The organism is Xanthomonas hyacinthi (genome assembly GCF_009769165.1).
GTDB lineage: Bacteria > Pseudomonadota > Gammaproteobacteria > Xanthomonadales > Xanthomonadaceae > Xanthomonas_A > Xanthomonas_A hyacinthi.
The window spans coordinates 146,828-170,891 of the sequence record NZ_CP043476.1 but is presented as its reverse complement, the minus strand read 5'-3'; the positions used below and the strand labels follow the sequence as shown (position 1 = coordinate 170,891).

The following is a 24,064-nucleotide window of genomic DNA, read 5'->3' as shown; positions in this document are numbered from 1 at the left end:
GCCAGCCATTGCCGGCCTCAGCGTTCCCCGGCGTAGGGGTCGCCCACGCCCAGGTCGGCCAGGATCTCGCGTTCCAACTGCTCCATCGCCTCGGCTTCCTTGTCGTCCTCGTGGTCCCAGCCGAGCAGGTGCAGCACGCCGTGCACGGTCAGGTGCGCGTAGTGGGCGTTGAGCGGCTTGCCCTGTTCGGCGGCCTCACGCGCCACCACCGGCGCGCAGATCACCAGGTCGCCGAGCAGCGGCAGCTTGATCCCCTTGGGCAGGCCCTCGGGCAGCTCGGCGGGAAAACTGAGCACGTTGGTGGCGTAGTCCTTGCCGCGGTAGTGATGATTGAGCGAGCAGCCTTCCTTGGCATCGACCAGGCGGATCGCCAGGTCGGCTTCGCGGATGCGGCCCTTCAGCGCCGCCGCCACCCACTTGCGGAAGCTCGCCGCCGCCGGCAGCCCGGCACGGGGCAGGGCGTAGCTGACGCCGACATCGAGGCGGACCGGACCTCTGGTCATGGCGCCGGGCCGCTCGCCTTGTCGGTGAGGTCGCGCTTTTCGTAGGCGGTGACGATGCGCGCCACCAGCGGGTGCCGCACCACGTCGCGCGCCTCGAAGAAGGTGAAGCTGACGCCCTCGACCTCGTGCAGCACCTCGATCGCGTCGCGCAGGCCGGACTTGACGTGCTTGGGCAGGTCGATCTGGGTCAGGTCGCCGGTGACCACCGCGGTGGAGCCGAAGCCGAGCCGGGTCAGGAACATCTTCATCTGTTCGATGGTGGTGTTCTGCGCCTCGTCCAGGATCACGTAGGCGTCGTTGAGCGTGCGCCCGCGCATGTAGGCCAGCGGCGCGATCTCGATGACGTTCTTTTCCAGCAGCTTGACCACCTTTTCCACGCCGAGCATCTCGTACAGCGCGTCGTACAGCGGGCGCAGGTAGGGATCGACCTTCTGGCTCAGGTCGCCGGGCAGGAAGCCCAGCTTCTCGCCGGCCTCCACCGCCGGGCGCACCAGGATCAAGCGCTGCACGCGCGATTCGTTCAGCGCCTCGACTGCGCTGGCCACCGCCAGGAAGGTCTTGCCGGTGCCGGCCGGGCCGACGCCGAAGTTGATGTCGTGAGTGGCGATCTGGTGCAGGTACCTGGCCTGGTTGGCGCCGCGGCCGCGCACGGTGCCGCGCTTGACCTTGATCGCCACCTCCTGCGGTGCGTAGGCGCGCTGCGCGACCAGGTCCACATTGGCCTGGTTCAAGCGCAGATGGATGGCCTGGTCGTCGAACACGACGCTGTCGGCCTCGGCGTACAGGGCCTGCAGCACGGTTTCGGCGGCGGCGACCGCGGTGGCCGGGCCGGTCGCCCGGAACACGTTGCCGCGGTTGGAGATCTCCACGCCCAGGCGCAGCTCGATCTGGCGCAGATGCGCATCGAACGGCCCGGCCAGGTTGGCCAGGCGTTCGCTGTCGGCGGGGTCCAGGGTGAAATCGCGTTGCGCGGGTAGGCTCATTCGGTGCGGACGCGGCGCGCGCGTGGCGCCGCCGGGGTCGTTCAGTACGGGGGTGGAAGCGTAGCGCGCGTGGCGGAGAAGGGCCAGTCGGCGTTGGCGCGGGCCGTGCTGGCGGCTCGCGCCGCGCTCAAGCGGCGTCGGCGACCACGCGCCCGCGCAAGGAATTGCTCAGCGCCTCGGTGATCGCCACCGCGACGAACTGGCCGACCAGGCGCGGGTGCCCGGGGAAATTCACCGAGCGCATGTTCTCGGTCTTGCCGGTCAGCTCGGCCGGGTCCTTCTTCGACGGGCCTTCGACCAGCACCGTCTGCACGCTGCCGACCATGTCGCGCGAGATCTGCAGCGAATGCGCGTTGATGTGCGCTTGCAGCCGCGCCAGCCGCGCGTGCTTGACCGCGTCGGGGGTCTCGTCTTCCAGGTCGGCGGCGGGCGTGCCCGGGCGCCGCGAGTAGATGAAGGAGAAGCTCTGGTCGAAGCCCACGTCCTCGATCAGCTTCATGGTCTTGTCGAAGTCGGCATCGGTCTCGCCGGGGAAGCCGACGATGAAGTCCGAGCTGATCGAGATGTCCGGGCGCACCGCGCGCAGCTTGCGGATCTTCTGCTTGAATTCCAGCGCGGTGTAGCCGCGCTTCATCGCGCTGAGGATGCGGTCGCTGCCGGCCTGCACCGGCAAATGCAGGTAGTTCGCCAGCTGCGGCACGTCGCGATAGGCGTCCACCAGCGAATCGCTGAACTCCAGCGGATGCGAGGTGGTGAAGCGGATGCGGCCGACGCCGTCGATCTGCGCGATGCTGCGGATCAGCAGGCCCAGATCGGCGTACTGCGGCTGCTCGCCGGCCTCGGCGTCGGCGTACGGCCCGCGGTAGGCGTTGACGTTCTGGCCGAGCAGGTTGATCTCGCGCACGCCCTGCGCGGCCAGCTGCGCCACTTCCACCAGCACGTCCTCGAACGGCCGGCTGATCTCCTCGCCCCGGGTGTAGGGCACCACGCAGAACGAGCAGTACTTGGAGCAGCCCTCCATGATCGACACGAACGCCGACGGGCCGTCGGCGCGCGGCTCCGGCAGGCGGTCGAACTTCTCCACCTCGGGGAAGCTGATGTCCACCTGCGACTTGCCCGATGCGCGCCGCGCGCGGATCAGCTCCGGCAGCCGGTGCAGGGTCTGCGGGCCGAACACCAGGTCCACGTAGGGCGCACGCTTGACGATCGCCTCGCCCTCCTGCGACGCCACGCAGCCGCCGACGCCGATGATCACCGGCCTGCCGCCGGCCTTCAACCTGCTCTCCTTGAGCACGCGCCAGCGGCCGAGCTGGCTGAACACCTTCTCCTGCGCCTTCTCGCGGATCGAGCAGGTGTTGACCAGCACCACGTCGGCTTCTTCGGGGTTGTCGGTCAGTTCCAGGCCCTCGGCGGCGGCGAGCACGTCGGCCATCTTGGCCGAGTCGTACTCGTTCATCTGGCAACCGTGGGTCTTGATGTACAGCTTGCCGCGCACCGCGGGCGCGGCGGCGGCCGGGGTGCCGGCGGAGGGCAGGGGATGCAGGGCGTTCCCGGTCATGGCGCTTAATCCAGGCGGGTGGCTGAGGGGAGCCGGCTAGTCTACCTGGGCCGGCTGCGCGGCGCAGGCCGCTCAGGCCGCGTCGGCGGCCGCGTCGATCGCCTGCGCGCGCTGCACCGCCGCCCGCGCCGCCATGCGTTCGACGTAGGCGCGGGTCGGTGCCGGCGGATCCATCAGGCCGAAGCCGACCATCCAGCCCAGGGCGCTGCCCCACAGCACGTCGGCCGCGGTACAGCGGTCGCCGAGCAGGTAGTCGCCGCGCGCCAGCTGGTCGTCGACCACGCCCATCACCGTGTCGCAGTCGGCGTACGGCGACATCGCCCGCGGCGGCGCCTCGCGCTTGAGCGCGCGGTCGATGATGGCCGGCTCGAACGCCGAACCGTAGAACGCCAGCCAGCGCAGGTAGGGGCCGCGGCGCGGATCGCCCATCGCCGGGGCCAGCCCGGCTTCCGGGTACAGATCGGCCAGGTATTGGTAGATCGCCACCTGTTCGGTGACCACCGCGCCGGCGTGGTCGATCGCCGGCACCTTGCCCATCGGGTTGATCGCCAGGTACTCCGGCGCCAACTGTTCGCCGCTGTCGAAGTCGATGCGTTCCAGCGCATAGTCGGCGCCCAGTTCCTCGAGCAGGATCAGCACGCCCTTGGAGCGGGATTTGGGGTTGTGGTACAGGGTCACATGGCGGTCGGCGATGGGCATGGCGGCTCTCCTCGGTGATCGAGCACCCATGCTAGGCGCTATTGCGGACGGGTTCTGTCCGCAATACCGTGCGCCATGGCTTCCCCCGCCTCCCGTACGTTGCGCCTGATCGGCTTGCTGCAGACCCGCCGGGTCTGGGCCGGCGCGGAGTTGGCCGAACGCCTGGGCGTGGACCGGCGCAGCCTGCGCCGCGATGTCGAGCGCCTGCGCGCCCTGGGGTATGCGGTGCAGGCCTCGTCCGGGGTCGGCGGCGGCTACCGGCTGGGCGCCGGTGCGCAGATGCTGCCGCTGCTGTTCGACGACGACGAGGCGGTGACGGTCGCGGTGGCGCTGCACGCGGCCGCCGCGAGCATGGGCGGCCTGGAGGACACCGCGCTGCGGGTGCTGGCCAAGCTCGACCCGCTGCTGCCGGCGCGGGTGCGGCAGCGCGCCGGGGCGCTGCAGGCGGTCACCGTGTCGCTCGGCCAGGACCCGGCGCTGCCGGACACCCAGGTGCTGATCGGCATCGCCAGCGCCTGCCGCGACCGGCGCCTGCTTGGCTTCGGCTATCGCGACTACGGCGGACGCGGCAGCCAGCGCCTGATCGAGCCGCTGCGCCTGGTCAACTACGGGCGCCGCTGGTATCTGCTGGGCTGGGACCGCGATCGCGCCGACTGGCGGACGTTCCGGGTCGAGCGCATGCAATCGCCGCTGCAGGCGGGCGAGGCGATCGCGCTGCGCCTGCCGCCGCGCGATCCGGCCGCGATGGTGCGCGACGCGATCCAGCACAGCCCGCTGCCGCAGCAGTTTGGACTGAGTGTGCGGCTGCGCGGCAGCATGGCCGACCTGGGGCCGCGCATTCCGTCCTGGTGCGGAACCCTGGAGGCCGAGCAGGACGGCCATTGCCGGCTGACCATGCTGGCCGACACGCTGCCCTGGCTGGCGGCGCAACTGCTCACCCTGGGCGTGCCGTTCGCAGCGCTGCAGGCCGACGCGGCGGTGACGGCCGGACTGCGCAGCGCGCTGGCCGACCTGCTGACGCAGCTGCCGGCCACCCCCGAATGAGCCGGCCAGGCGCGAGGCGGGCCGGGTGGCGAAACGGGCGGCCGGTCCCGCCGCCGCCGCGCACTTGGCAAGCGCCGGCGAAGTTGGGACACTCGCCGCCATGAAGGGGATGGTGGGGCTTCTGGGGCTTGCAATCGCAACGTTGTCGGCAATGCCGGCCAGCGCGGGCACCCTGTACAAGTGCATCGGTGGCGACGGCGTGCCCAGCTACGTCAGCAAGCGCGTGGCCGGCGCCAGCTGCAGCGTGGTCAGCAGTTATGTGCCCGACCGCCGCTCCGCACGCGCTGCACCGGCGCTTGCCGCAGTCTCCGCCGAGCGTGCGTCCAATCGCGGTGTCGTCACCCTGGCGGCGCCGCAGTCCGGCGCTCCGGCCACCATCATCAGCCCCTCGGTCGCGGCCCCGGCGCCGGTCGCCGCCAGCGTGGCGCCGAAGCGCGTGGCGCCCGTGCCTGCCGTGACCGGCACCGCGCCGCGGCGGGTGGTCAGCGGCCAGGTCTATGCCTATATGCAGGACGGCGTGCGCCACTACAGCAGCGCGCGGCCGACCCAGGTGGCCAGCCTCGGCACGGTGCGCACCATCCACTACAGCTTCATCGAGACCTGCTACGCCTGTGCCAACCCCGGGCTGAACTTCGGCGCGGTGCGGCTGAACACCACCGCCTACCAGAGCGAGATCGCCGCCGCCGCGCGCGAGTACGGCGTCGACGAAGCGGTGGTGCGCGCGATCATCCATGCCGAATCGGCGTACAACCCGATGGCGCTGAGCCGCGCCGGCGCGCAGGGCCTGATGCAGCTGATGCCGCCGACCGCGCGGCGTTTCGGGGTTGGCGATTCGTTCGATGCCACCCAGAACATCCGCGGCGGCGTGCAGTACCTGGCCTGGCTATTGAAGCGCTTCAACGGCAACCTGAGCCTGGCCGCCGCCGGCTACAACGCCGGCGAAGGCGCGGTAGACAAACACGGCGGGGTGCCGCCGTACAGCGAGACGCAGCGCTATGTGCAGCGCGTCGGCGTGCTCGCCGATCGCTACCGCGGCGTGCTGGCGACGGCGCAGTGAGGCATTGGGGTCGCCGTTGCGGCGATGCATTGTCTGCGCGTTAAGGGTTCCGCTACACTGCAGTGGATTTTATGCGGCTCGACCCCCACCGAGCCGCTGGCAGCCTCACGCTACCCAATCAAGATCGGAGTGCCGGATGGCCAACGATGGGGTCAACGATTCTGTAAATGCAGGACGCCGCCGCTTTCTCACCGCCACCACGGCGGTGGTAGGCGCGGTGGGTGCGGGTTTCGTCGCGGTTCCTTTCATCAAGTCCTGGAACCCCAGCGCCAAGGCCAAACTGGCCGGTGCGCCGGTCACCGCCGACATCAGCGCTTTGCAAGAAGGTCAGCGCCTGATCATGGAGTGGCGTGGTCAGCCGATCTGGATCGTCAAGCGCTCCAAGGCGATCCTGGATGCGCTGCCGACGCTGGACGGGCGGCTCAAGGACCCCAAGTCCGAGGTCACCGACCAGCAGCCGGCCTACATCAAGGGCGAGGGCCGCTCGATCAAGCCCGACATCTCGGTGCTGGTCGGGCTGTGCACGCACCTGGGCTGCTCGCCGGAGATGGTCGCCGAGATCCGCCCCGAGCCCTATGATCCTGAGTGGAAGGGCGGCTATTTCTGCCCCTGCCACAAATCGCGCTTCGACATGGCCGGCCGCGTGTTCCAGGGCGTGCCTGCGCCGATCAACCTGCTGGTGCCGCCGCATCACTACCAGGACGACAACACGCTGATCATCGGCGTCGATCCCAGTTCGTCCGCGAAAGGGGCAGCGTAAGCCATGGCCGACAATCTCCTTACCCGCACCGCGGGCAACGTGTTCGACTGGGTCAACGAACGCGCGCCGGGGCTGATGCCGTTCTACCGCAAGCACGTCAGCGAGTACTACGCGCCGAAGAATTTCAACCTCTGGTACTACTTCGGTTCGCTGGCGATGGTGGTGCTGGTCAACCAGATCGTCACCGGCATCTTCCTGACGATGCACTACAAGACCAGCGCGGCCGAGGCGTTCAACTCGGTCGAGTACATCATGCGCGACGTCGAGTGGGGCTGGCTGATCCGCTACATGCACTCCACCGGCGCGTCGCTGTTCTTCATCGTGGTGTACCTGCACATGTTCCGCGGCCTGCTCTACGGCAGCTACAAGAAGCCGCGCGAACTGGTGTGGATCCTCGGCATGCTGATCTACCTGGTGCTGATGGCCGAGGCCTTCATGGGTTACGTGCTGCCGTGGGGGCAGATGTCGTTCTGGGGCGCGAAGGTGATCATCTCGCTGTTCGGCGCGATCCCGGTGATCGGCAACGGCCTGACCGAGTGGATCATGGGCGACTACCTGCCGTCCGACGCCACCCTCAACCGCTTCTTCGCGCTGCACGTGATCGCGCTGCCGCTGGTGCTGTTGCTGCTGGTGGTGCTGCACCTGGGCGCGCTGCACGAGGTCGGCTCCAACAACCCCGACGGCGTGGAGATCAAGAAGGGACCCAAGGGCAACCGCTGGGATCCGAACAAGCCGGCCGACGGCATTCCGTTCCATCCTTACTACACGGTCAAGGATCTGGTCGGGGTCGGCTTCCTGCTGCTGATCGGCGCCTTCATCATCTTCTTCGTGCCCGCGTTCGGCGGGCTGTTCCTGGAGCACGACAACTTCACCGAGGCCAACCGCCTGGTCACGCCCGAGCACATCAAGCCGGTGTGGTACTACACGCCGTACTACGCGATGCTGCGGGTGGTGCCGAACAAGCTCGGCGGCGTGCTGGTGATGTTCTCGGCGATCGCGATCCTGTTCCTGGTGCCCTGGCTGGACCGCGCCAAGGTCAAGTCGATCCGCTACCGCGGCTGGATCTCCAAGGTGATGCTGGGCGTGCTGGCGGTGTGCTTCGTCTGGCTCGGCGTGATCGGCTCCGGTCCCGGCACCGATGCCAGCGAGACCTACATCGGCCGCGTGCTGACCGTGCTGTACTTCGGATTCTTCCTGACCATGCCGATCTGGACCACGCTGGACCGGACCAAGCCGGTGCCGGAGCGGGTAACCACCCATGACTAAGCGCCTACTCGCCGTCCTGGCCTGCTTCGCATCCGCCTTGCTGCTGTCCGCCGCGGCGCTGGCCGCCGAGGGCGGCGCCACCCAGCAGGCCGGCAACGACCTCGGCGACCGCGCCTCGCTGCAGCGCGGCGCCAAGCTGTTCATGAACTACTGCTCCGGCTGCCATTCGCTGAAATACCTGCGCTACTCGCGCATGGCCGAGGACCTGGGCCTGAGCGAGGACGAGGTGATGGCCAACCTCAACTTCACCGGCGCCAAGGTCGGCGAGCACATCGAGGCGGCGATGCCGCACGATGCGGCGAGCAAGTGGTTCGGCAAGGCGCCGCCGGACCTGAGCCTGATCGCGCGCGTGCGCGGCACCGACTGGGTCTACACCTACCTCAAGTCGTTCTACCTGGACCAGTCGCGCCCGTTGGGCTGGAACAACAAGCTGTTCGCCAACGCCTCCATGCCCAATCCGCTGTGGGAGCTGCAGGGCCTGCAGCAGCCGATCTACGGCAAGGCCGAGCAGCCCGGCGTGGACAAGCCGGTGGAGCGGCTGCAGCTGGCTGCGCCGGGCCGGGAAACGCTGGCGCAGTTCGACCAGACGGTCCGCGACATCAGCAATTTCCTCGAGTACGCCGGCGAACCGGCGGCGCTGAAGCGGCAGAGCCTGGGCGTGTGGGTGGTGCTGTTCCTGGCGCTGCTGACCTTCCTCGCCTATCTGCTGAAGAAGGAATACTGGAAGGACGTGCATTGAGCGTCGGCCGCGCGGCCGACGCATTGGCTGCATCGTTGCTGACCTGATCCCCTGTTCATCCTATTGGCTTTTGCGAGCGAGGGTTGCACACTCAGGGGCCGTGATGACTGTCAGCAAGGTGCTGGCGGCGTCGATGCGGCCGGCGGATTCCGGTCGTCGGAGAGCCTTGAATGGCGGCGAGTTTACGCATGCGAAATACCTTGACGTTGTTTTCTTCCACGGATGATGTGCTGTGCCACCGCGTCCGTCTGGTGCTGGCCGCGAAGGGCGTGACTTACGATTTCGTGGCGGTGGATCCGCAGAATCCTCCGGAAGACCTGATCGACCTCAATCCCTACCACTCGGTGCCGACCCTGGTGGAACGCGAGCTGGTGCTGTATGCCGCCTCCGTGGTCAGCGAATACCTGGACGAGCGCTATCCGCATCCGCCGTTGATGCCGGTCGACCCGCTCTCGCGCGCGCGCCTGCGCCTGGCCATGCTGCGCATCGAGCACGACTGGGTGCCGCAGGTGCAGGCGATCCAGCTTGGCAACAAGGCCCAGGCCGAGGCCGGGCGCAAGCGGCTCAAGGAGCTGCTGACCGCGTCGGTGCCGCTGTTCAAGGCCAGCAAGTTCTTCCTCAATCCGGAAATGAGCCTGGCCGATTGCGCGATGGCGCCGATCATCTGGCGCCTGCAGGCGCTGGACATTCCGCTGCCCAAGGACGGCAAGGCGATCGAGGACTACGGCAACCGCATCTTCCGCAATCCCGGTTTCATCCGCAGCCTGACGGATCAGGAAAAGAAACTGCGCGACCTGCCGGTGTGATGCCCCGGCCGCGCGTGGCGCATCCGCTGTTTCCCGAGTTGCGCCGGCGCCTTCGCGTGCCGGCGCGTAGAATTGACGCATGACCGACGATATTTCCCGCATGACCAGCCATCGCCCGTATTTGCTGCGGGCGCTGGTGGAGTGGATCAACGACAACGGCATGACCCCGCACATCCTGGTGGACGCGGGCCTGCCCAACGTGCAGGTGCCGCCGAGTGCGGTCAAGGACGGCCGGGTGGTGCTGAACATCGCCGAGCGCGCGGTGGTGCGGTTGCAGATCGACAACGACGGGGTCAGTTTCACAGCCCGCTTCGGCGGCGTCAGCTATCCGGTGCAGGTGCCGATGGCCGCGGTGCTGGCGGTGTATGCGCGCGAGACCGGGCAGGGCATGGCGCTGCCGGACGATATCCACGGCGCCGGCGAGCCGCCGGGCGATGACACCCCGCCGCCGCGGCCCAGCGGCTCCGATGACGCGGCCGGCGGCAAGCGTCCGCATCTGCGCGTGGTGAAGTAGCAAACGTCGGGCCTGCGCCGGCGCGGGCGTGGCCGGAGCGATAGTCCGATCCGCTGTTGGCATCGATGCCCGGCGGATCGCGCGCATCGTCAGGCGCTGCGCATCATTCGCCACGGTTCCCGCGCGCCAATGCCAGGTTGGATCGAGTCTCTGTAGGAGCGCCTTCAGGCGCGACCGACATGCATGTGAAACATCTTATCTACCCTGCGAGAGCCCTTGCGGTGCGCGTCTTCGCGAACGACCAGGCGGCGCCTCACTCGCGCGGCGCGCGCCCTTCGTGCAGCGCCGTCACCGTGGCCACCGAGGGGCCGGTGAAGGCGATCAACTGCTCGCCGAGCAGCACCAGGCGGCCGCTGTGGCGATCGACGCCATCGTAGGAATAATCGAAGCGGAACGTCCGCTCGAAGCCGAGCCAGCCGCTGGGCAGGCGCCGCAGGCGCAGGCCGGTGCCGTGCACGCTCTGGTCCAGCCACTGCACATCGGCGGCCTTGCAGGCATTGCGGCCGAGGCTCTCGGCGCGTTCGGCGGCCGCGCGCGACGCGTTCCAGAACGCGAACACCGCGGCGCCGGCAATCATCAACAGGATCAGGCTAGGCATGCGTCACTGTAGCGAGACGCGGGGTGGAGCGGCAATGCTTGGTTGGGGACTCGGGACTCGGGACTCGGGACTCGGGACTCGGGACTCGGGACCGAGGCCGAGGCCGAGACTCGAGCGGCGCGGATGGCGAGCGCGAAGTTTTCGTGTGCGGCTCAGGGCCTCTTGTGGGAGCGACTTCAGTCGCGACGGGCTTCACCGACAAAGCCCGCTGCGACCGATGGCCCGAGGCGAGCCGGCGTGGATCCTGGAGGTCGCAAGCAGTCGATAAAATGTTAGCGTCCCGGCGGCGGTTCGGTCGCTTGCGGTTGCGCCACCGGTGCCGCCGATGCTGGGGACGGCGCGGTCGGTATGGCCGGTGTGGCTGGCGCAGTGCCGGATGCAGCCGGTGGCGCCATCGGCGCGGCGGCCGGCGGCGGGACCTGCGGCGCGGCCGGATCCACTGCGGGAACGACGCCCGGCGTCACCGGCGGCCACAGCTGCGCCTGCGGTTGCAGCTGCAGCAGCGCCGCCCAGTCCTGGCGATTGAAGTCGCACAGCTCCTCGTGGCCCGGCGTGCACTCCAGGCCGGCGCCGTCGTCGCCGACCTGGTCCTGCGCCAGCGGCGCCTGCAGTTGCAGGCGGCCGGCGCGGTCCAGCGGCAGTTTGCGCATGGTCACCGCGTTGAGCACGTTGCCGCCGATCAGGTACAGCGTGTGGTCGCCGCCGACGTTGGCCGCGACCACGATGTCGCAATGCGATTCCCACGGCAGCGCGCCGCCGCGCGCCAGCGCCTCGCGCAGCCCGGCCGCGCCCAGCGGCTGCTTGCGCCCGCGCAGGAAGCACAGCAGGTCGCCCGGCGCGGGCTTGTCCTGCTGCGGGTCGGCATAGCGGTAGGGCAGGCCGTCGGTACCGGCCTGGTAGGCGGCGCGGATGTAGTCGATATGCCGCACCGAGCTGTGGAAGCCATCGACGCCGGCGCGCACCATCACCCAGGACACGAACGCCGCCGACCACGGGTTGTCGACGATGAACGCGCGGCAGTCCGCTTGTCGGTAGCGCGAGCCGTCCAACTGCTGGCAGCTGGCGGCGCCGTCGCTGCCGCCCATCGCGCCCAGCGCGCCGCTATCGCGCCAATAGGCGGCCACGCGCTGCCAGGCCTCGATGCCGTGATCGGCGAGATAGCTGCGCTCGGCCTCGGTCGCGCGCAGGCCGGCGAGCCGGCCGTCGGTATCGATGAACGGCCGCCACCACAGGCGATGCTCGTTGCAGGCGGTGCGCACGATGGCAACGGCGGCGGGAGTCAGGCCGAAGCGCGGCGGCAGGTCGCACACCTCCGCGGCGGCCGCGCGGCCGGCGGGAAACAGGGCGGCGGCACACAACAACGCGAACCAGGGGCGGGCCATCGGCGAACTCGGTGAACAGGGGGATGCGTGCAGCGTCGCAGAGCGGTGTGGCCGCGGCCGTGAAGTCAGTGCGGCGGCGGTCCAAGTTTCAGGGACAGATCCACGGCTTGCACGTGCTTGGTCAGTGCGCCGATGGAGATGCAGTCCACGCCGTCGGCGGCAATCGCGCGCACGCTGTCAAGATCGACGCCGCCGGAGACCTCTAGCGGAATCGCGCGGTGGAATGGCGCCGCCGCGGCGATCGCCACCGCCTCGCGGCGCTGCGCCGCGTCGAAATCGTCGATCAGGATGCGGTCGCAGCCGACCGTCAAGGCTTCGCGCAGTTGCGCCAGCGTTTCTACCTCGACCACCAGCGGCAGGTCCGGCCATTGCGCGCGCGCGGCCTGCACCGCCACGCTCAGCGAACCGGCGGCGTGGATGTGGTTTTCCTTCAGCATCACCGTGTCGTACAGGCCGAAGCGGTGGTTGCTGCCGCCGCCGCAACGCACCGCGTACTTCTGCGCCAGGCGCAGGCCGGGCAGGGTCTTGCGCGTGTCGAGGATGCGCGCGCCGGTGCCGGCGACCGCGGCCACGTAGGCGGCGGTGGCGGTAGCGGTGGCGGACAGGGTCTGCAGGAAGTTCAGCGAGGCGCGCTCGGCGCTGACCAGCGCGCGGCTGCGTCCGTGCAGCAGCGCCAGCACCGTGCCGGCGGCGACGCGCTCGCCCTCGGCGATGCGCCAGTCGATCCGTACCTGCGGGTCGAGCGCGCGGTGACAGGCGTCGAACCAGGGCCGGCCGGCGATCACCGCGTCCTGCTTGCACAGCAAATAGGCGCTGTCGGCGCGATCGGGCAGCAACGCGGCGGTGACGTCGCCGCTGCCGATGTCCTCGGCCAGCGCGCGCGCCACGTCGGCGTCGATCGATTCCTGCGCTGGCGGCTGCAGCGGCGCCGCTGCGCCGCTCATTTGGCCGGGAAGTCGGCGAGCTGGGCGGTGCCGATCGCTTCTTCGGCCAACAGCACCGGGATGCCGTCGTCGACGCGGAACAACTGCTTGCGGTCGCGGGTGATCAGCGCCTCGCGCAGCGCTTGCGCCTGCGGGCTGCCGTCGGCGCGCTGCACGCCGCCGGCGGCGATGGCGCGGTTCAGCGCCTCCAGGCCGCGCGCATCCAGCAGGGCCAGCGGTTGGCGGGTGTCGGGCGAGCACAGCAGGTCGAGCAGTTTGCGATCCATCCGGTCTTCGTCTTGCGTGGAAGACGGCTAGAATACGTCTTTCAGGCAGGGGACGGCCATGACCTCCAAGCAAACCGCGCCGCTCGTCGGCATCGTGATGGGTTCCCGTTCCGACTGGGAGACCATGCAGCATGCGGCGCAGAAACTCGACGCGCTGGGCGTGCCCTATGAAGTGAAGGTGGTGTCCGCGCACCGCACCCCGGATGTGCTGTTCGCCTATGCCGAAGCGGCCTCCACGCGCGGCCTGCGCGCGATCGTGGCCGGCGCCGGCGGCGCGGCGCACCTGCCGGGCATGCTCGCGGCCAAGACCGCGGTGCCGGTGCTCGGCGTGCCGGTGCAGTCCAAGGCGCTGAACGGCCTGGATTCGCTGCTGTCGATCGTGCAGATGCCGGCCGGCATCCCGGTGGCCACGTTCGCGATCGGCAATGCCGGTGCGGCCAATGCCGCGCTGTTCGCCGCGGCGATGCTGGCCGCCGAACACGCGGACATCGCCGCCGCGCTGGACGACTTCCGCCAGCGCCAGACCGACGACGTGATGGCCAAGGACGATCCGCGCCAATGACCACCACCGTCGGAATCCTGGGCGGCGGCCAGCTGGCGCGCATGATGGCCGTGGCCGGCGCGCCGCTGGGCCTGCGTTTCGTGATGCTGGATACGGTGGCCGACGCCTGCGCCGGCCAGGTCGCGCCGCTGCAGGTCGGCGATTACCGCGACGAGGCGGCGCTGGCCGCGTTCGCGGCCAAGGTCGATGTGGCCACCTTCGATTTCGAGAACGTGCCGGCGGCCAGCGCCGAATGGCTGGCCGGGCAGGTGCCGGTGTTCCCGAATCCGCGCGCGCTGGCGGTGGCGCAGGATCGGCTGGCCGAGAAGACCCTGTTCCGCGAACTGGGCATCCCGGTGCCGGATTTCGCCGCGATCGGCAGCCGCGAGGAATTGGACACGGCGCTGGCGCAGATCGGCACCCCGTGCATTCTCAAGACCCGGCGCCTGGGCTACGACGGCAAGGGCCAGTTCCGGATCAAGTCCGCGGCCGATGCCGATGCGGCGTGGGCCGCGCTGGGCGCACAGGCGCACAGCGTGGGCCTGATCGTGGAGGCCTTCGTGCCGTTCCAGCGCGAGATCAGCGTGGTCGCGGTGCGCGGCCGCGACGGCGAGTTCCGCACCTGGCCGCTGACCGAGAACTGGCATGTGCAGGGCGTGCTCTCGGCCAGCCTGGCCCCGGCGCAGGCCGACGCCGCGCTGCAGCGGGCCGCCATCGCCCACGCGCAGGCGTTGGCCGAGCGCCTGCAGTATGTGGGCGTGTTCGCACTGGAACTGTTCTGCCGCGACGGCGAACTGCTCGCCAACGAGATGGCGCCGCGCGTGCACAACTCCGGCCACTGGACCATCGAAGGCGCGGAGACCTCGCAGTTCGAGAACCACCTGCGCGCGGTGCTGGGCCTGCCGTTGGGGGCCACGCGCATGCTCGGCCATGCCTGCATGCTCAACTGGATCGGGCAGATGCCCGACGCCGCGCCGGTGCTGGCGCAGCCCGGCGGGCATTGGCACGACTACGGCAAGGAAGCGCGCGAGGGCCGCAAGGTCGGCCACGCCACGCTGCGCGAGGATACGCCGACGGCACTGGTGCAGGCGTTGCAGACGGTCGGCGCGCAGTTGCAGCGCGGCGACCAGGTCGCCCCGGTGATCGAGACCCTGCGCGCGCAGGGCTGAGCCGGCTGAGGAGGTCGCGCCTAGGCCGCGCCTGGGCGTGGCATGAAAAGGGTGCCAGCGCCGCGCGCGACTACGCGGCAGCCGTCATTCGCCCAATCCCGAAGCGCTCCACAACGACCGCAGGCCGGTCATCCCCAATCCCGAAGCGCTTTACAACAGCCGCAGGCTGGTCATCCCCAATCCCGGCCTCACCGCAGATTGGCCGCCACGAACTCCCAGTTCACCAGCTTCCAGAACGCTTCCAGGTAGCGCCCACGGTCGTCGCGGTAATCGATGTAGTAGGCGTGTTCCCACAGGTCGCAGGCCAGCAGCGGGAGGTCCTCGCCGGTCAGCGGCGAGCCGGCGTTGACGGTGGCGAGCAGCGCCAGCGTGGCGTCCGGGCGCTGCACCAGCCACACCCAGCCCGAGCCGAACACGGCCAGCGCCATGCGTTCGAACTCGGCCTTGAAGCGGGCGACGTCGCCGAAGCTCCTGGCGATGCGCTCGGCGAGCGCGCCGCCCGGTTCGCCGCCGCCGCGCGGGCGCAGTCCGCGCCAGTAGAACTCGTGGTTCCAGACCTCGGCCGCGTGCTGGAACAGGCGGCCCTGGGCGCGGCGCACCAGGTCCTGCAGCGGCAGTTCGGCGAATTCGCTGTCGGCGATCTGCGCATTGAGCCGTTCCACCAGCGCGCGCTGATGTTGGCCGTGGTGCTGGTCCAGGGTCTCGGCGGACAGGTGCGGCGCCAGCGCCGCGCGGTCGTACGGCAGGGGAGCGAGTTCGATGGCCATGGATCCTCGGGAGCGGTTTTGGGGCGCGTATCGGTACTGCCATGCGCAGGGCTTACACTATGCGGCTACGCGAAAGTCTAGCCGACCGCCGAGGTCCGTTCTTTCGCCCCAGCAGGAGAAAACCCGCATGCAGGTGATGGAGCGCATCCAGGCCGACGTCGAACGCCACCCCATCGTGTTGTTCATGAAGGGCACGCCGCAGTACCCGATGTGCGGGTTTTCCAGCCGCGCGCTGCAGGCCCTGCTGGCCGCCGGTGCCGATCGGCTGCACACCGTCAACGTGCTCGACGAGCCCGAGATCCGCGCCAATCTGCCGCGTCATTCGAACTGGCCGACGTTCCCGCAGCTGTTCATCCACGGCGAACTGATCGGCGGCTGCGACATCACCATGGAACTGTTCGAATCCGGCGAATTGCAGCGCATCGTGGCCGAGGCCTACCAGCCGTGACAGCGGTGCAGGCGACGCCGCACGCGGGCGCGTTGGCGCAGCGCGTGGTGCTGGTGTGCGGGGCTGCCGGCGGGCTGGGCGCCGCCGCGGCGCTGGCCTGCGCCGAGGCCGGCGCCACGGTGCTGCTGCTCGGGCACAAGCCGGCGCGCTTGAACCGGGTCTACGATGCGATCGCCGCCATCGGCGCGCAGCCGCTGCTGTATCCGCTGGACCTGCTCGGCGCCACCCCGGAAGACTACGCAACGCTGGCCGAGCGGGTGCAGGCCGAGCTCGGACGACTGGACGGCCTGCTGCACTGCGCCGCCGATTTCGTCGGCCTGACCCCGTTCGAACACGCCGACCCGGCGCAGTTCGCGCGCGCCATCCACGTCAACCTGACCGCCCCGGGCTGGCTGACCCAGGCCTGCCTGCCGCTGCTGAAGCAGGCGCCCGATGCGGCGATCGTGTTCGCGCTGGACGACCCGGCGCGCGTCGGCCAGGCCTACTGGGGCGGCTACGGCGCGGCCCAGCACGGCCGCCGCGGCCTGCTGGCGACCCTGCACGGCGAACTGGCGGCCTCGACGGTACGCGTGGCCGGGCTGCAGCCCGGGCCGATGCGTAGCGCGCTGCGCGCCCGCGCCTACACCCACCAGGAAGACTTCGACGCGGTCGATCCGGCGCACTACGCCGCCGCCTGCGTGGAACTGCTGTCGCCTGCCGGTGCCGCGCACCGCGGCGCGATCTGGAATCCCCTGGCATGACCATCCTGTCGGCAGCCCTGCTGCTGTTCCTGATCCTCGACCCGCTGGGCAACATCCCGGTGTTCCTCAGCGTGCTCAAGCCGTTGCCGGCCAAGCGCCAGCGCGTGGTGCTGGCGCGCGAACTGCTGATCGCGCTGGGCGTGCTGATGGCGTTCCTGTGGGGCGGCAAGTACGCACTGGAAGTGATGCATCTGCGCCAGGAATCGGTGGCGATCGCCGGCGGCATCGTGCTGTTCCTGATCGGCATCCGCATGATCTTCCCGCGCCCGGAAGGCTTGATGGGCGAGATTCCCGACGGCGAGCCGTTCATCGTGCCGCTGGCGATTCCGCTGGTGGCCGGGCCCTCGGGCATGGCCGCGGTGATGCTGATGGGCAGCAACGAACCCACTCGCCTGGGCGAATGGAGCCTGGCGCTGATCCTGGCCTGGATCGGCACCTCGGTGCTACTGTTCTCCGGCACGCTGCTGTACAAGCTGCTCGGCATGCGCGTGCTGATCGCGGTCGAACGACTGATGGGCATGCTGCTGGTGGCGATCTCGGTGCAGATGTTCCTGGACGGCCTCAGCGCCTATCTGAAGCTGCCGGTCGCCGGCTGAGCGGCAATCCCTGCCGCGGCCATGCGCCGTGCGTCCGCGCTGCGCTGCGCCTGTGCACGGCCTGTCGATACGCGCCAGCGCTGCGACATCCCGGGCGTTTGCGGCAATTCGATGACATTTGCGGCGCTTTTTTGTGCCGCCGCGTGTCGGTGCGTGGCGCCATATTAAGTTCTTGTAAACGCCCGAGGCATACGCGGGCGAAATAGCCCGCCTACCGTAGCGCCTTCCGAAGCGGTGGGCACGCGTGCGCCGTGTCCATGCCAATCGCTCCACCGCTCTCTGCCGCTCCCACGTTAGCCACAGAGGCGTTCGCCCGATGAAGTCCCGTTCCGCACACCGTATTTCCACTCTTTCCCTGGCGCTGGCGACCGCGCTTTCGGCGCATCCGGCCCTGGCCCAGGACGCCGGCACCGACAATGCGGAGCAGCGCGTCACCGCCTCCAGCACCTCCAACACCACCGCCGCCTACGAGACAAAGCGCGTGCAGCAGCTGGACAAGATCAACGTCAGCGCCGACAAGAGCAGCTACGTGCTCGGCGGCGGCAACATGACCGTGCAGACCGCCAGCAAGGCGATTTCCACGGTGACCCGCGAGGCGATCGCGCAGGCCTCCGGCGGCAGCAACTTCACCCAGATGATCGATGCGATCCCGGGCGTGGACGCGGCCACCAGCGACGTGACCGGACTGAACAACGGCAACTACAGCCTGCGCGGCTTCGACTCCTCGGCGATCGGCATCACCGTCAACGGCGCGCCGGTGACCGACAGCGGCAGCTACTCGGTCTATGCCACCGAATACGGCGACGCCGAGAACTACAACGACATCACCGTCACCCAGGGCACGCCGAACGTGGACCAGCCGGAGATGGGCGCCACCGGCGGCCAGATCGCCTGGGCGACGATCGATCCGAGCCACGCGTTCGGCGTGGACTTCAACCAGAGCTTCGGCAGCAACGACTACCGGCGCACCTTCGTGCGCGTGAACACCGGCGATACCGGCCCGCTGCGCTCGTGGCTGTCGTACTCGACCAACAGCGCCGACAAGTGGAAGGGCAACGGCGACATGTCGGTCAACAAGATCGACGGCAAGAGCGTGTGGGACATCAGCCCGGGCAACTCGATCAGCGCCTCGTTCCAGTACAACCGCCAGTCGAACTACTCGTACAACACCGCGAGCAAGGCGCAGCTGGCCAGCGACTACGACTACGACTACAACGATACCTGGGGCGGCGGCGGCACCTCGGCCGACCAGTCCTACTGGAAGTTGCGGCGCAACCCGTACAAGAGCCTGCTGGTCAGCCTGGACGGCGAGTTCACCTTCAGCGACAGCCTGCGCCTGTCGGTGGTGCCGTATCTGTGGTGGGGCAAGGGCGGCGGTTCCAGCGCCGCGTCGGTGTACCCGTCCACCAGCAGCAGCAACGTCTATGGCTACTCCAGCAGCGTGAGCGGCAGCCGCGACGTCGACTACACCTATTCCTATTCCAGCACCGTGCGGCCGGGCGTGGTCGCCAAGTTCTTCCAGGACATCGGCATGGACCACAACCTGGTCTACGGCCTGTGGTACGACCGTTCGCGCAAGAGCCAGAACAACAGCATCGTCAAGACCGACCAGACCAACGGTGAGGCCTGCGACGTCTGGGCCGACAGCGACGCTTGCTTCCTGACCTACGCCGACGGCCAGGTGCAGCAGAGCTACCGCACCTACACCGTGACCGACGTGCAGAAGTATTTCATCCAGGACAACTGGACCCCGGCCGACGACTGGGCGGTCAACTACGGCGTGTCCTGGATCCATGCCACGCGCAAGGGCCACAACTACCAGTGGCCGGACAGCACCAAGGAGATCGGCGTGGACTTCGACAGCAGCTACAGCAAGCTGCTGCCGGCGTTCGGCATCAAGTACGCGCCGGACAGCCGCAACCAGTTCTATTACGGCGTGGCCAAGACTTTCCGCGTGCCGGCGACCAATTCGATTTCGGTGAACCTGTCGGCTGCGCAGGAGATCCCGGAGCCGGAATCGGCCTGGACCCACGACCTCGGCTGGCGCTACTACGGCGACCGCTTCTCGCTGTCGAGCATGCTGTACCAGAGCAACTACAGCAACAAGCAGATGTCCAGCTACGACCAGACCACGGCGCTGACCACCTACATCTCGATCGGCAAGGTGCGCATGCGCGGCTTCAACAGCGAGGCCAGCTACAACATCACCGACAATCTCAAACTGTACGGCTCCTACACCTACACCCAGGCCAAGATCCTGAGCGATACGCTGGCGGTGGGCACCTCCCGCGGCATCTACAACTACGCGGTCGGCGGCAAGCAGCTGGCCAATACGCCGAAGAACCTGGCCAACCTGCGCCTGAGCTACGGCATCGGCGATTTCTGGGTCGCGCTGAAGGGCCGTTACTCCGGCGCGCGCTACGGCGACTACATGAATACCGAGCGGGTAGGGGGCTACACCACCTTCGGCGCCGACGCTGGTTACGCGTTCGCCGACTGGGGCTGGCTGAAGAAGCCGTCGATCAAGCTCAATCTGTACAACCTGACCGACAAGCAGGCGGTCACCTGGGCCAGCACCACGCAGGTGTTGGCGGCGTCCGGCGCCAGCGACTACCCGGACGTGGTGTCCACCGGCACCCCGTACTACTCGGTGCTGGAGCCGCGCGCGTTCGCGGTGACCTTCGGCGCCTCGTTCTGAGGCGAGCCCAGGCCCCGCGGGGCTGGACAACGCAAGCAACGCAAACGGCCGGGGCCTAGCCCCGGCCGTTTGCGTTTGCGGCCTTGCACCAGTCCAAGTCGCCGCGAAGGCCGCGCGGACGCTTCGCAGTGTGCGGATATCGGCATCGGATCCGTATCGGATCGTGGTCCATGGCTGGCCTCGCCAAGCCGCCTTCCGGGGCAGTCGGGTGCTTGCTGGGAGGGGGCTCGCTGCACCATGCGGGGTGCCGGAGAGCGAGCCGCCGCCGGTTACGGTGCGGAACCGGCTTGCGAGCGCGTAAGCCCGGCCGGGGCAGGCGAGCGATGCGCTTGCCGAATTACAAACCCGACGGTCCGGAAGGCGCCGCTGGACTGCCGTGTCCGCTCCCGACGCGAGCCAACGATTGCGAGCGCGGCTTTCGCGCCCGCCGCCATCGGCCAAAACCATCCAATGCACGCGCCACTTGCGCTCGCGGCACAGGTCCGACGGCATGTGCGGCGTGGTCACGCAGTGGCTGGCATCGCCATAGGAACTGCGCCCCATGTCGTGTCATGTCCGTTTGTGCCAATCTGTCACGTTTTGGCAACAAATCGACCCTATCGTGTTAACCTCACGTTAACCCTTGCGGGGGATCCAGCAAGGGGGCACGAACCGCATTCCGCTGCCGTGCGCCTACCAGGACGGCGGGCTATGCGCATTTCGTCAACTTCCATTGAGGCTATTGCAATGACCCAACCCCGCCGTCTCCGGATGTCCAAGCTCACCCTTGGCCTCGTTGCTGCGCTCGCCGCCGCCCCCGTGTTCGCCCAGAGCACCTCCGCCGGCGTCGGCGGTTTGGTCACCCACGATGGCCAGCCGGTCGTCGGCGCCGACGTGACCATCACCCACGTCGAATCGGGAACGGTCAGCCGCGCCACCACGGATGCCAGCGGCCGCTACAACGCGCGCGGCCTGCGCGTCGGTGGCCCGTACTCCATCACCATCACCAAGCCCGGCGAAGGCACCAAGACCGAAGACAGCGTGTATCTGGGCGTCAACCAGATCGCCAGCGTCAATGCGGCGCTGACCGGCGACCTGACCACCCTGGAGACGGTCAACGCAGTTGCTGTGGCCGGTGGTTCGGAAGTGTTCCGCGCCACCAACACCGGCTCGGGCACCCAGATCAGCCAGGAAACGATCTCGGCGCTGCCGTCGATCAACGGCAACATCCAGGATTACATGCGCCTCGATCCGCGCGTGGCCTTCGTTGACCGCGCCTCGGGCTCCATCTCGGCCGGCGGCCTGAACCCGCGCTACAACTCGGTCAACATCGACGGCGTGGCCGCGAGCGACACGTTCGGCCTGGAAGGAAACAATATGGCGACCCGTCGCCAGCCGGTGTCGATGGAAGCCATCGAAGCCCTCGACATCAACCTGTCGAACTACGATGTCAGCATCGCCAGCGCCGCCGGCGCCACCGTCAATGCGGTGACCAAGTCCGGTACCAACGAATTCCACGGTTCGGTGTACGGCAGCTATCGCGACGGCGACTGGTTTGGTGACAACCCGGACGGGACCCCGTTCAACGGTTTCACCAAGGAAAAGACCTACGGCATGACCCTGGGCGGCCCCGTCATCAAGGACAAACTGTTCTTCTTCGCTAACTACGAGAAGTTCGAGCAGGGCGCTCCGGGCGCCGACCTGGCCAGCACCGCGTATGGCAAGACCAATGCGGTCATCAATGACGCCTATATCGCCCGCGCCCAGCAGATCGCCCAGAGCTACGGCATCGATGCCGGCTCGCTGAACAGCAACGGTAACACCGACTTGGAAGAGTACGCGCTGAAGCTGGACTGGAATATCAGCGACAACCACCGCGCCAGCGTCCGTTACAGCAAGCTCGACCAGAGCAAGCTGCGCATCAACGGCATGAACAGCAGCTCGGTTTCGCTGAGCTCGTACTGGTACCAGCACGATAAGTCGATCGAGAGCTACGTCGGCCAGCTGTTCTCCGATTGGAGCGACAACTTCTCGACCGAGTTCAAGGTGTCCTACCGCGACTACTCGGCCATTCGCAACACCCCGACCACCGCGCCAAGCATCCAGATCCAGCAGGGCACCGATTCGTTGTACCTCGGTACCGAGCTGAGCTCGCAGAACAACATCCTGACGACCAAGACCTGGAACTACTACGGTGCCGGTACCTGGACGCTGGGCGACCACGACCTGAAGTTCGGCGTGGACTACAGCACCAACGAGATCTATAACTACTTCGCCCAGAACGGCTGGGGCAGCTACATCTTCCAGGGCCTGGACAACTTCGCCGCCGGCACCTGGTCCAGTTACCGCCTGGCTGCCGAGACCTCGCCTGGCTCGATCCCGGCCGACTACAAGTACAACAGCCTCGGCCTGTTCGTGCAGGACACCTGGTACGTCAACAGCAACCTGACCCTGACCCTGGGCCTGCGTGGTGACCGTCCGGACACCACCCCGTCGCCGACCTACAACGCCGCGGCGTCGAACACCTTCGGCTACAACAACAGCAAGCTCTTCAACGGCGACTTCCTGATCCAGCCGCGCTTCGGCTTCAACTACAGCTTCGACACGGAGCGCCCGATGCAGCTGCGTGGTGGCGTGGGCCTGTTCCAGGGTGACTCCCCGCAAGTGTGGGTCGGCAACAGCTACTCCAGCACCGGCCTGAACTACACCTCGTACAACCAGGCTACCTACGATCCGACCGTGCCGTTCTCGCCGGATGGCCTGAACCAGCCGACCCCGACCGCACAGGGTTCTAGGCTGCAGAGCGTCAACTTCGTCGGCGATGACTTCAAGCAGCCGTCGCTGTGGAAGGCGAATCTGGCCATCGACAGCGAGCTGCCGTGGTACGGCATCGTCGCGTCGGCCGAAGTGCTGCTGACCAAGGTCAAGGACGGCCTGTACTATCAGGCGCTGAACCTCGGTGATGGCTACACCGGTCCGGACGGCCGCACCCTGTACTGGACCCCGGCCAAGGTCAGCTGGACCTCGTCGGAGACCGGCAGCAACTCGGCTGCCAGCCGCTCCGGCCGTTACAGCAACTATGACGCCGTCTACCTGATCGACAACACCGACAAGGGCAAGACCTCGCAGTTCACGGTCTCGCTGACCAAGCCGTTCAGCGAAAGCAGCGACTGGTCCTGGACCCTGGGCTATACCTACACCCACGCGACTGAAGTCGGTCCGCTGACCAGTTCCACCGCCAGTTCGGGCTGGGCTTACCAGTACGCCTTCGACGTGAACTCGAACACCGAGAGCACCTCGCGCTACGAGATCAAGGATCGCATCAGTGGCTCTTTGGACTGGAAGCACAAGTTCTTCGGTGATTACGAGACCCGCGTTGGCCTGGTATATGAAGGCCGTAGCGGCCGTCCCTACAGCTACGTGTTCAACAACGATTTCAACGGTGACGGCCGCACCTACAACGACCTGTTCTATGTCCCGAACGGCGACGTGCTGTTCGGCAGCGTGAGCGCGGCCGGGGTGTTCACGGCGGATGCGGCGATGGAAGCTCGCTTCAACCAGTGGCTGGCGGCGAACCCGCAGTTGGCCAAGTACGCCGGCAGCTACGCGCCGGCCAACGGCTTCCGCACCGGTTGGATCAACACCTTCGACGTTCGCATCAGCCAGGAGTTGCCGGGTTTCTTCAAGGGTCACAAGTCCCAGATCTGGTTGGACATCCAGAACGTCGGTAACCTGATCAACAAGGACTGGGGCCACATCGTCGACTACGGCTTCTACGCCGATGCCTCGGTGGCGCGTCTTGCCGGCATCTACCAGGGCAAGTACGTATACAACTACACGGGCGCAAGCTCGCCGACCGCGGCGAATTCGGATGCCGACGGCTTCAACGTCGGTGTGTCGCAGTGGTCCATGCAGTTGGGCTTCCGCTACCAGTTCTAAGCGCGGCGCCGATGCATGTATGAAAGCGAACGGCCGGGGCGACCCGGCCGTTTTCTTTTGCGGGGGCT

General features: G+C 68.0%; 23 protein-coding genes. 14 read left to right on the top strand and 9 right to left on the bottom strand.

Annotated elements, in window-relative coordinates:
- Nucleotides 1-17 precede the first annotated feature (17 nt).
- The 4 genes from ybeY to FZ025_RS00815 all read right to left on the bottom strand — a co-directional run bounded on the left by ybeY (nucleotide 18) and on the right by FZ025_RS00815 (nucleotide 3,743).
- Nucleotides 18-503 carry an rRNA maturation RNase YbeY gene (gene ybeY / locus FZ025_RS00830; RefSeq protein WP_046977758.1) on the bottom strand — a complete coding sequence of 162 codons (486 nt, stop codon included), beginning with the start codon at nucleotides 501-503 and terminating at the stop codon, nucleotides 18-20.
- Nucleotides 500-1,486, bottom strand: coding sequence for a PhoH family protein (locus FZ025_RS00825; protein WP_046977757.1), 987 nt, complete (start codon nucleotides 1,484-1,486; stop codon nucleotides 500-502). Before FZ025_RS00825 ends, ybeY begins: the two co-directional genes overlap by 4 nt.
- A gap of 127 nt (nucleotides 1,487-1,613) precedes the next feature.
- Complete coding sequence (gene miaB, locus FZ025_RS00820) at nucleotides 1,614-3,044, bottom strand: tRNA (N6-isopentenyl adenosine(37)-C2)-methylthiotransferase MiaB (protein ID WP_046977756.1); 1,431 nt, start codon at nucleotides 3,042-3,044, stop codon at nucleotides 1,614-1,616.
- Between the two features lie 72 nt (nucleotides 3,045-3,116).
- Entirely contained in the window at nucleotides 3,117-3,743 is a 627-nt protein-coding gene (locus tag FZ025_RS00815) for a glutathione S-transferase family protein (RefSeq protein ID WP_046977755.1), read from the bottom strand.
- A 75-nt stretch (nucleotides 3,744-3,818) separates the two neighbouring features.
- Between FZ025_RS00815 and FZ025_RS00805 the strand changes: the two genes are divergently transcribed.
- The 7 genes from FZ025_RS00805 (at nucleotide 3,819) to FZ025_RS00775 (ending at nucleotide 9,929) form a co-directional block, all read left to right on the top strand.
- The gene (locus tag FZ025_RS00805) at nucleotides 3,819-4,787 is read left to right on the top strand and encodes a helix-turn-helix transcriptional regulator (RefSeq protein WP_046977754.1); all 969 of its coding nucleotides are present in this window, start codon (nucleotides 3,819-3,821) and stop codon (nucleotides 4,785-4,787) included.
- 100 nt (nucleotides 4,788-4,887) lie between these two features.
- Nucleotides 4,888-5,844 (top strand): lytic transglycosylase domain-containing protein, encoded by a 957-nt coding sequence (locus FZ025_RS00800; RefSeq protein ID WP_046977753.1) that lies wholly within the window; start codon nucleotides 4,888-4,890, stop codon nucleotides 5,842-5,844.
- Nucleotides 5,845-5,980: 136 nt separating this feature from the next.
- Nucleotides 5,981-6,604, top strand: coding sequence for a ubiquinol-cytochrome c reductase iron-sulfur subunit (gene petA / locus FZ025_RS00795; RefSeq protein ID WP_009598116.1), 624 nt, complete (start codon nucleotides 5,981-5,983; stop codon nucleotides 6,602-6,604).
- A 3-nt stretch (nucleotides 6,605-6,607) separates the two neighbouring features.
- Nucleotides 6,608-7,870, top strand: coding sequence for a cytochrome b (locus FZ025_RS00790; RefSeq protein ID WP_046977752.1), 1,263 nt, complete (start codon nucleotides 6,608-6,610; stop codon nucleotides 7,868-7,870).
- Complete coding sequence (locus FZ025_RS00785) at nucleotides 7,863-8,609, top strand: cytochrome c1 (protein WP_046977751.1); 747 nt, start codon at nucleotides 7,863-7,865, stop codon at nucleotides 8,607-8,609. The genes FZ025_RS00790 and FZ025_RS00785 overlap by 8 nt, the downstream gene beginning before the upstream one ends.
- A 170-nt stretch (nucleotides 8,610-8,779) precedes the next feature.
- Complete coding sequence (locus FZ025_RS00780) at nucleotides 8,780-9,415, top strand: glutathione S-transferase N-terminal domain-containing protein (protein WP_046977750.1); 636 nt, start codon at nucleotides 8,780-8,782, stop codon at nucleotides 9,413-9,415.
- Between the two features lie 79 nt (nucleotides 9,416-9,494).
- Entirely contained in the window at nucleotides 9,495-9,929 is a 435-nt protein-coding gene (locus FZ025_RS00775; protein ID WP_046977749.1) for a ClpXP protease specificity-enhancing factor, read from the top strand.
- Between the two features lie 253 nt (nucleotides 9,930-10,182).
- On the opposite strand, the gene FZ025_RS00770 is transcribed toward FZ025_RS00775, so the two are convergent.
- The 4 genes from FZ025_RS00770 to FZ025_RS00755 form a co-directional block, all read right to left on the bottom strand.
- Nucleotides 10,183-10,527 carry a DUF3301 domain-containing protein gene (locus FZ025_RS00770; protein WP_046977748.1) on the bottom strand — a complete coding sequence of 115 codons (345 nt, stop codon included), beginning with the start codon at nucleotides 10,525-10,527 and terminating at the stop codon, nucleotides 10,183-10,185.
- Between the two features lie 272 nt (nucleotides 10,528-10,799).
- Nucleotides 10,800-11,909: a DUF2272 domain-containing protein gene (locus tag FZ025_RS00765; protein WP_046977747.1), complete on the bottom strand. Its 1,110-nt coding sequence runs from the start codon at nucleotides 11,907-11,909 to the stop codon at nucleotides 10,800-10,802.
- Between the two features lie 65 nt (nucleotides 11,910-11,974).
- A complete protein-coding gene (nadC, locus tag FZ025_RS00760) occupies nucleotides 11,975-12,853 on the bottom strand; it encodes a carboxylating nicotinate-nucleotide diphosphorylase (protein ID WP_046977746.1) in 879 nt (292 codons plus the stop codon).
- Complete coding sequence (locus tag FZ025_RS00755; RefSeq protein ID WP_046977745.1) at nucleotides 12,850-13,119, bottom strand: Trm112 family protein; 270 nt, start codon at nucleotides 13,117-13,119, stop codon at nucleotides 12,850-12,852. The genes nadC and FZ025_RS00755 overlap by 4 nt, the downstream gene beginning before the upstream one ends.
- 58 nt (nucleotides 13,120-13,177) lie before the next feature.
- Between FZ025_RS00755 and purE the strand changes: the two genes are divergently transcribed.
- Complete coding sequence (gene purE, locus FZ025_RS00750; protein ID WP_046977744.1) at nucleotides 13,178-13,681, top strand: 5-(carboxyamino)imidazole ribonucleotide mutase; 504 nt, start codon at nucleotides 13,178-13,180, stop codon at nucleotides 13,679-13,681.
- A complete protein-coding gene (locus FZ025_RS00745; protein WP_046977743.1) occupies nucleotides 13,678-14,829 on the top strand; it encodes a 5-(carboxyamino)imidazole ribonucleotide synthase in 1,152 nt (383 codons plus the stop codon). The genes purE and FZ025_RS00745 overlap by 4 nt, the downstream gene beginning before the upstream one ends.
- 188 nt (nucleotides 14,830-15,017) lie before the next feature.
- On the opposite strand, the gene FZ025_RS00740 is transcribed toward FZ025_RS00745, so the two are convergent.
- On the bottom strand, nucleotides 15,018-15,596 hold the full coding sequence (locus tag FZ025_RS00740) for a superoxide dismutase (RefSeq protein WP_046977742.1): 579 nt from the start codon (nucleotides 15,594-15,596) through the stop codon (nucleotides 15,018-15,020).
- A 127-nt stretch (nucleotides 15,597-15,723) separates the two neighbouring features.
- Here FZ025_RS00740 and grxD point away from each other — a divergent pair, with 127 nt between their 5' ends.
- From grxD to FZ025_RS00715, 5 genes are all read left to right on the top strand, one after another.
- Entirely contained in the window at nucleotides 15,724-16,044 is a 321-nt protein-coding gene (grxD, locus tag FZ025_RS00735) for a Grx4 family monothiol glutaredoxin (protein ID WP_003468232.1), read from the top strand.
- A complete protein-coding gene (locus FZ025_RS00730; RefSeq protein ID WP_046977741.1) occupies nucleotides 16,041-16,784 on the top strand; it encodes an SDR family NAD(P)-dependent oxidoreductase in 744 nt (247 codons plus the stop codon). The genes grxD and FZ025_RS00730 overlap by 4 nt, the downstream gene beginning before the upstream one ends.
- A complete protein-coding gene (locus tag FZ025_RS00725) occupies nucleotides 16,781-17,380 on the top strand; it encodes a YhgN family NAAT transporter (RefSeq protein ID WP_046977740.1) in 600 nt (199 codons plus the stop codon). The genes FZ025_RS00730 and FZ025_RS00725 overlap by 4 nt, the downstream gene beginning before the upstream one ends.
- Before the next feature lie 316 nt (nucleotides 17,381-17,696).
- Nucleotides 17,697-20,078 (top strand): TonB-dependent receptor, encoded by a 2,382-nt coding sequence (locus FZ025_RS00720; protein ID WP_046977739.1) that lies wholly within the window; start codon nucleotides 17,697-17,699, stop codon nucleotides 20,076-20,078.
- A 726-nt stretch (nucleotides 20,079-20,804) separates the two neighbouring features.
- A complete protein-coding gene (locus FZ025_RS00715; protein WP_484606968.1) occupies nucleotides 20,805-23,996 on the top strand; it encodes a TonB-dependent receptor in 3,192 nt (1,063 codons plus the stop codon).
- Nucleotides 23,997-24,064 lie beyond the last annotated feature (68 nt).

Bases quoted from the DNA above. Each gene is read 5' to 3' on its own strand.
- grxD (WP_003468232.1), top strand. From the start codon at position 15,724: ATGCAGGTGATGGAGCGCATCCAGGCCGACGTCGAACGCCACCCCATC.
- FZ025_RS00725 (WP_046977740.1), top strand. From the start codon at position 16,781: ATGACCATCCTGTCGGCAGCCCTGCTGCTGTTCCTGATCCTCGACCCG.
- FZ025_RS00720 (WP_046977739.1), top strand. From the start codon at position 17,697: ATGAAGTCCCGTTCCGCACACCGTATTTCCACTCTTTCCCTGGCGCTG.
- FZ025_RS00765 (WP_046977747.1), bottom strand. From the start codon at position 11,909: ATGGCCCGCCCCTGGTTCGCGTTGTTGTGTGCCGCCGCCCTGTTTCCC.
- FZ025_RS00790 (WP_046977752.1), top strand. From the start codon at position 6,608: ATGGCCGACAATCTCCTTACCCGCACCGCGGGCAACGTGTTCGACTGG.
- FZ025_RS00825 (WP_046977757.1), bottom strand. From the start codon at position 1,486: ATGAGCCTACCCGCGCAACGCGATTTCACCCTGGACCCCGCCGACAGC.
- FZ025_RS00740 (WP_046977742.1), bottom strand. From the start codon at position 15,596: ATGGCCATCGAACTCGCTCCCCTGCCGTACGACCGCGCGGCGCTGGCG.
- petA (WP_009598116.1), top strand. From the start codon at position 5,981: ATGGCCAACGATGGGGTCAACGATTCTGTAAATGCAGGACGCCGCCGC.
- FZ025_RS00745 (WP_046977743.1), top strand. From the start codon at position 13,678: ATGACCACCACCGTCGGAATCCTGGGCGGCGGCCAGCTGGCGCGCATG.
- FZ025_RS00775 (WP_046977749.1), top strand. From the start codon at position 9,495: ATGACCGACGATATTTCCCGCATGACCAGCCATCGCCCGTATTTGCTG.
- miaB (WP_046977756.1), bottom strand. From the start codon at position 3,044: ATGACCGGGAACGCCCTGCATCCCCTGCCCTCCGCCGGCACCCCGGCC.
- FZ025_RS00755 (WP_046977745.1), bottom strand. From the start codon at position 13,119: ATGGATCGCAAACTGCTCGACCTGCTGTGCTCGCCCGACACCCGCCAA.
- FZ025_RS00800 (WP_046977753.1), top strand. From the start codon at position 4,888: ATGAAGGGGATGGTGGGGCTTCTGGGGCTTGCAATCGCAACGTTGTCG.
- FZ025_RS00780 (WP_046977750.1), top strand. From the start codon at position 8,780: ATGGCGGCGAGTTTACGCATGCGAAATACCTTGACGTTGTTTTCTTCC.
- FZ025_RS00805 (WP_046977754.1), top strand. From the start codon at position 3,819: ATGGCTTCCCCCGCCTCCCGTACGTTGCGCCTGATCGGCTTGCTGCAG.
- ybeY (WP_046977758.1), bottom strand. From the start codon at position 503: ATGACCAGAGGTCCGGTCCGCCTCGATGTCGGCGTCAGCTACGCCCTG.
- FZ025_RS00815 (WP_046977755.1), bottom strand. From the start codon at position 3,743: ATGCCCATCGCCGACCGCCATGTGACCCTGTACCACAACCCCAAATCC.
- nadC (WP_046977746.1), bottom strand. From the start codon at position 12,853: ATGAGCGGCGCAGCGGCGCCGCTGCAGCCGCCAGCGCAGGAATCGATC.
- FZ025_RS00770 (WP_046977748.1), bottom strand. From the start codon at position 10,527: ATGCCTAGCCTGATCCTGTTGATGATTGCCGGCGCCGCGGTGTTCGCG.
- FZ025_RS00715 (WP_484606968.1), top strand. From the start codon at position 20,805: ATGACCCAACCCCGCCGTCTCCGGATGTCCAAGCTCACCCTTGGCCTC.
- purE (WP_046977744.1), top strand. From the start codon at position 13,178: ATGACCTCCAAGCAAACCGCGCCGCTCGTCGGCATCGTGATGGGTTCC.
- FZ025_RS00785 (WP_046977751.1), top strand. From the start codon at position 7,863: ATGACTAAGCGCCTACTCGCCGTCCTGGCCTGCTTCGCATCCGCCTTG.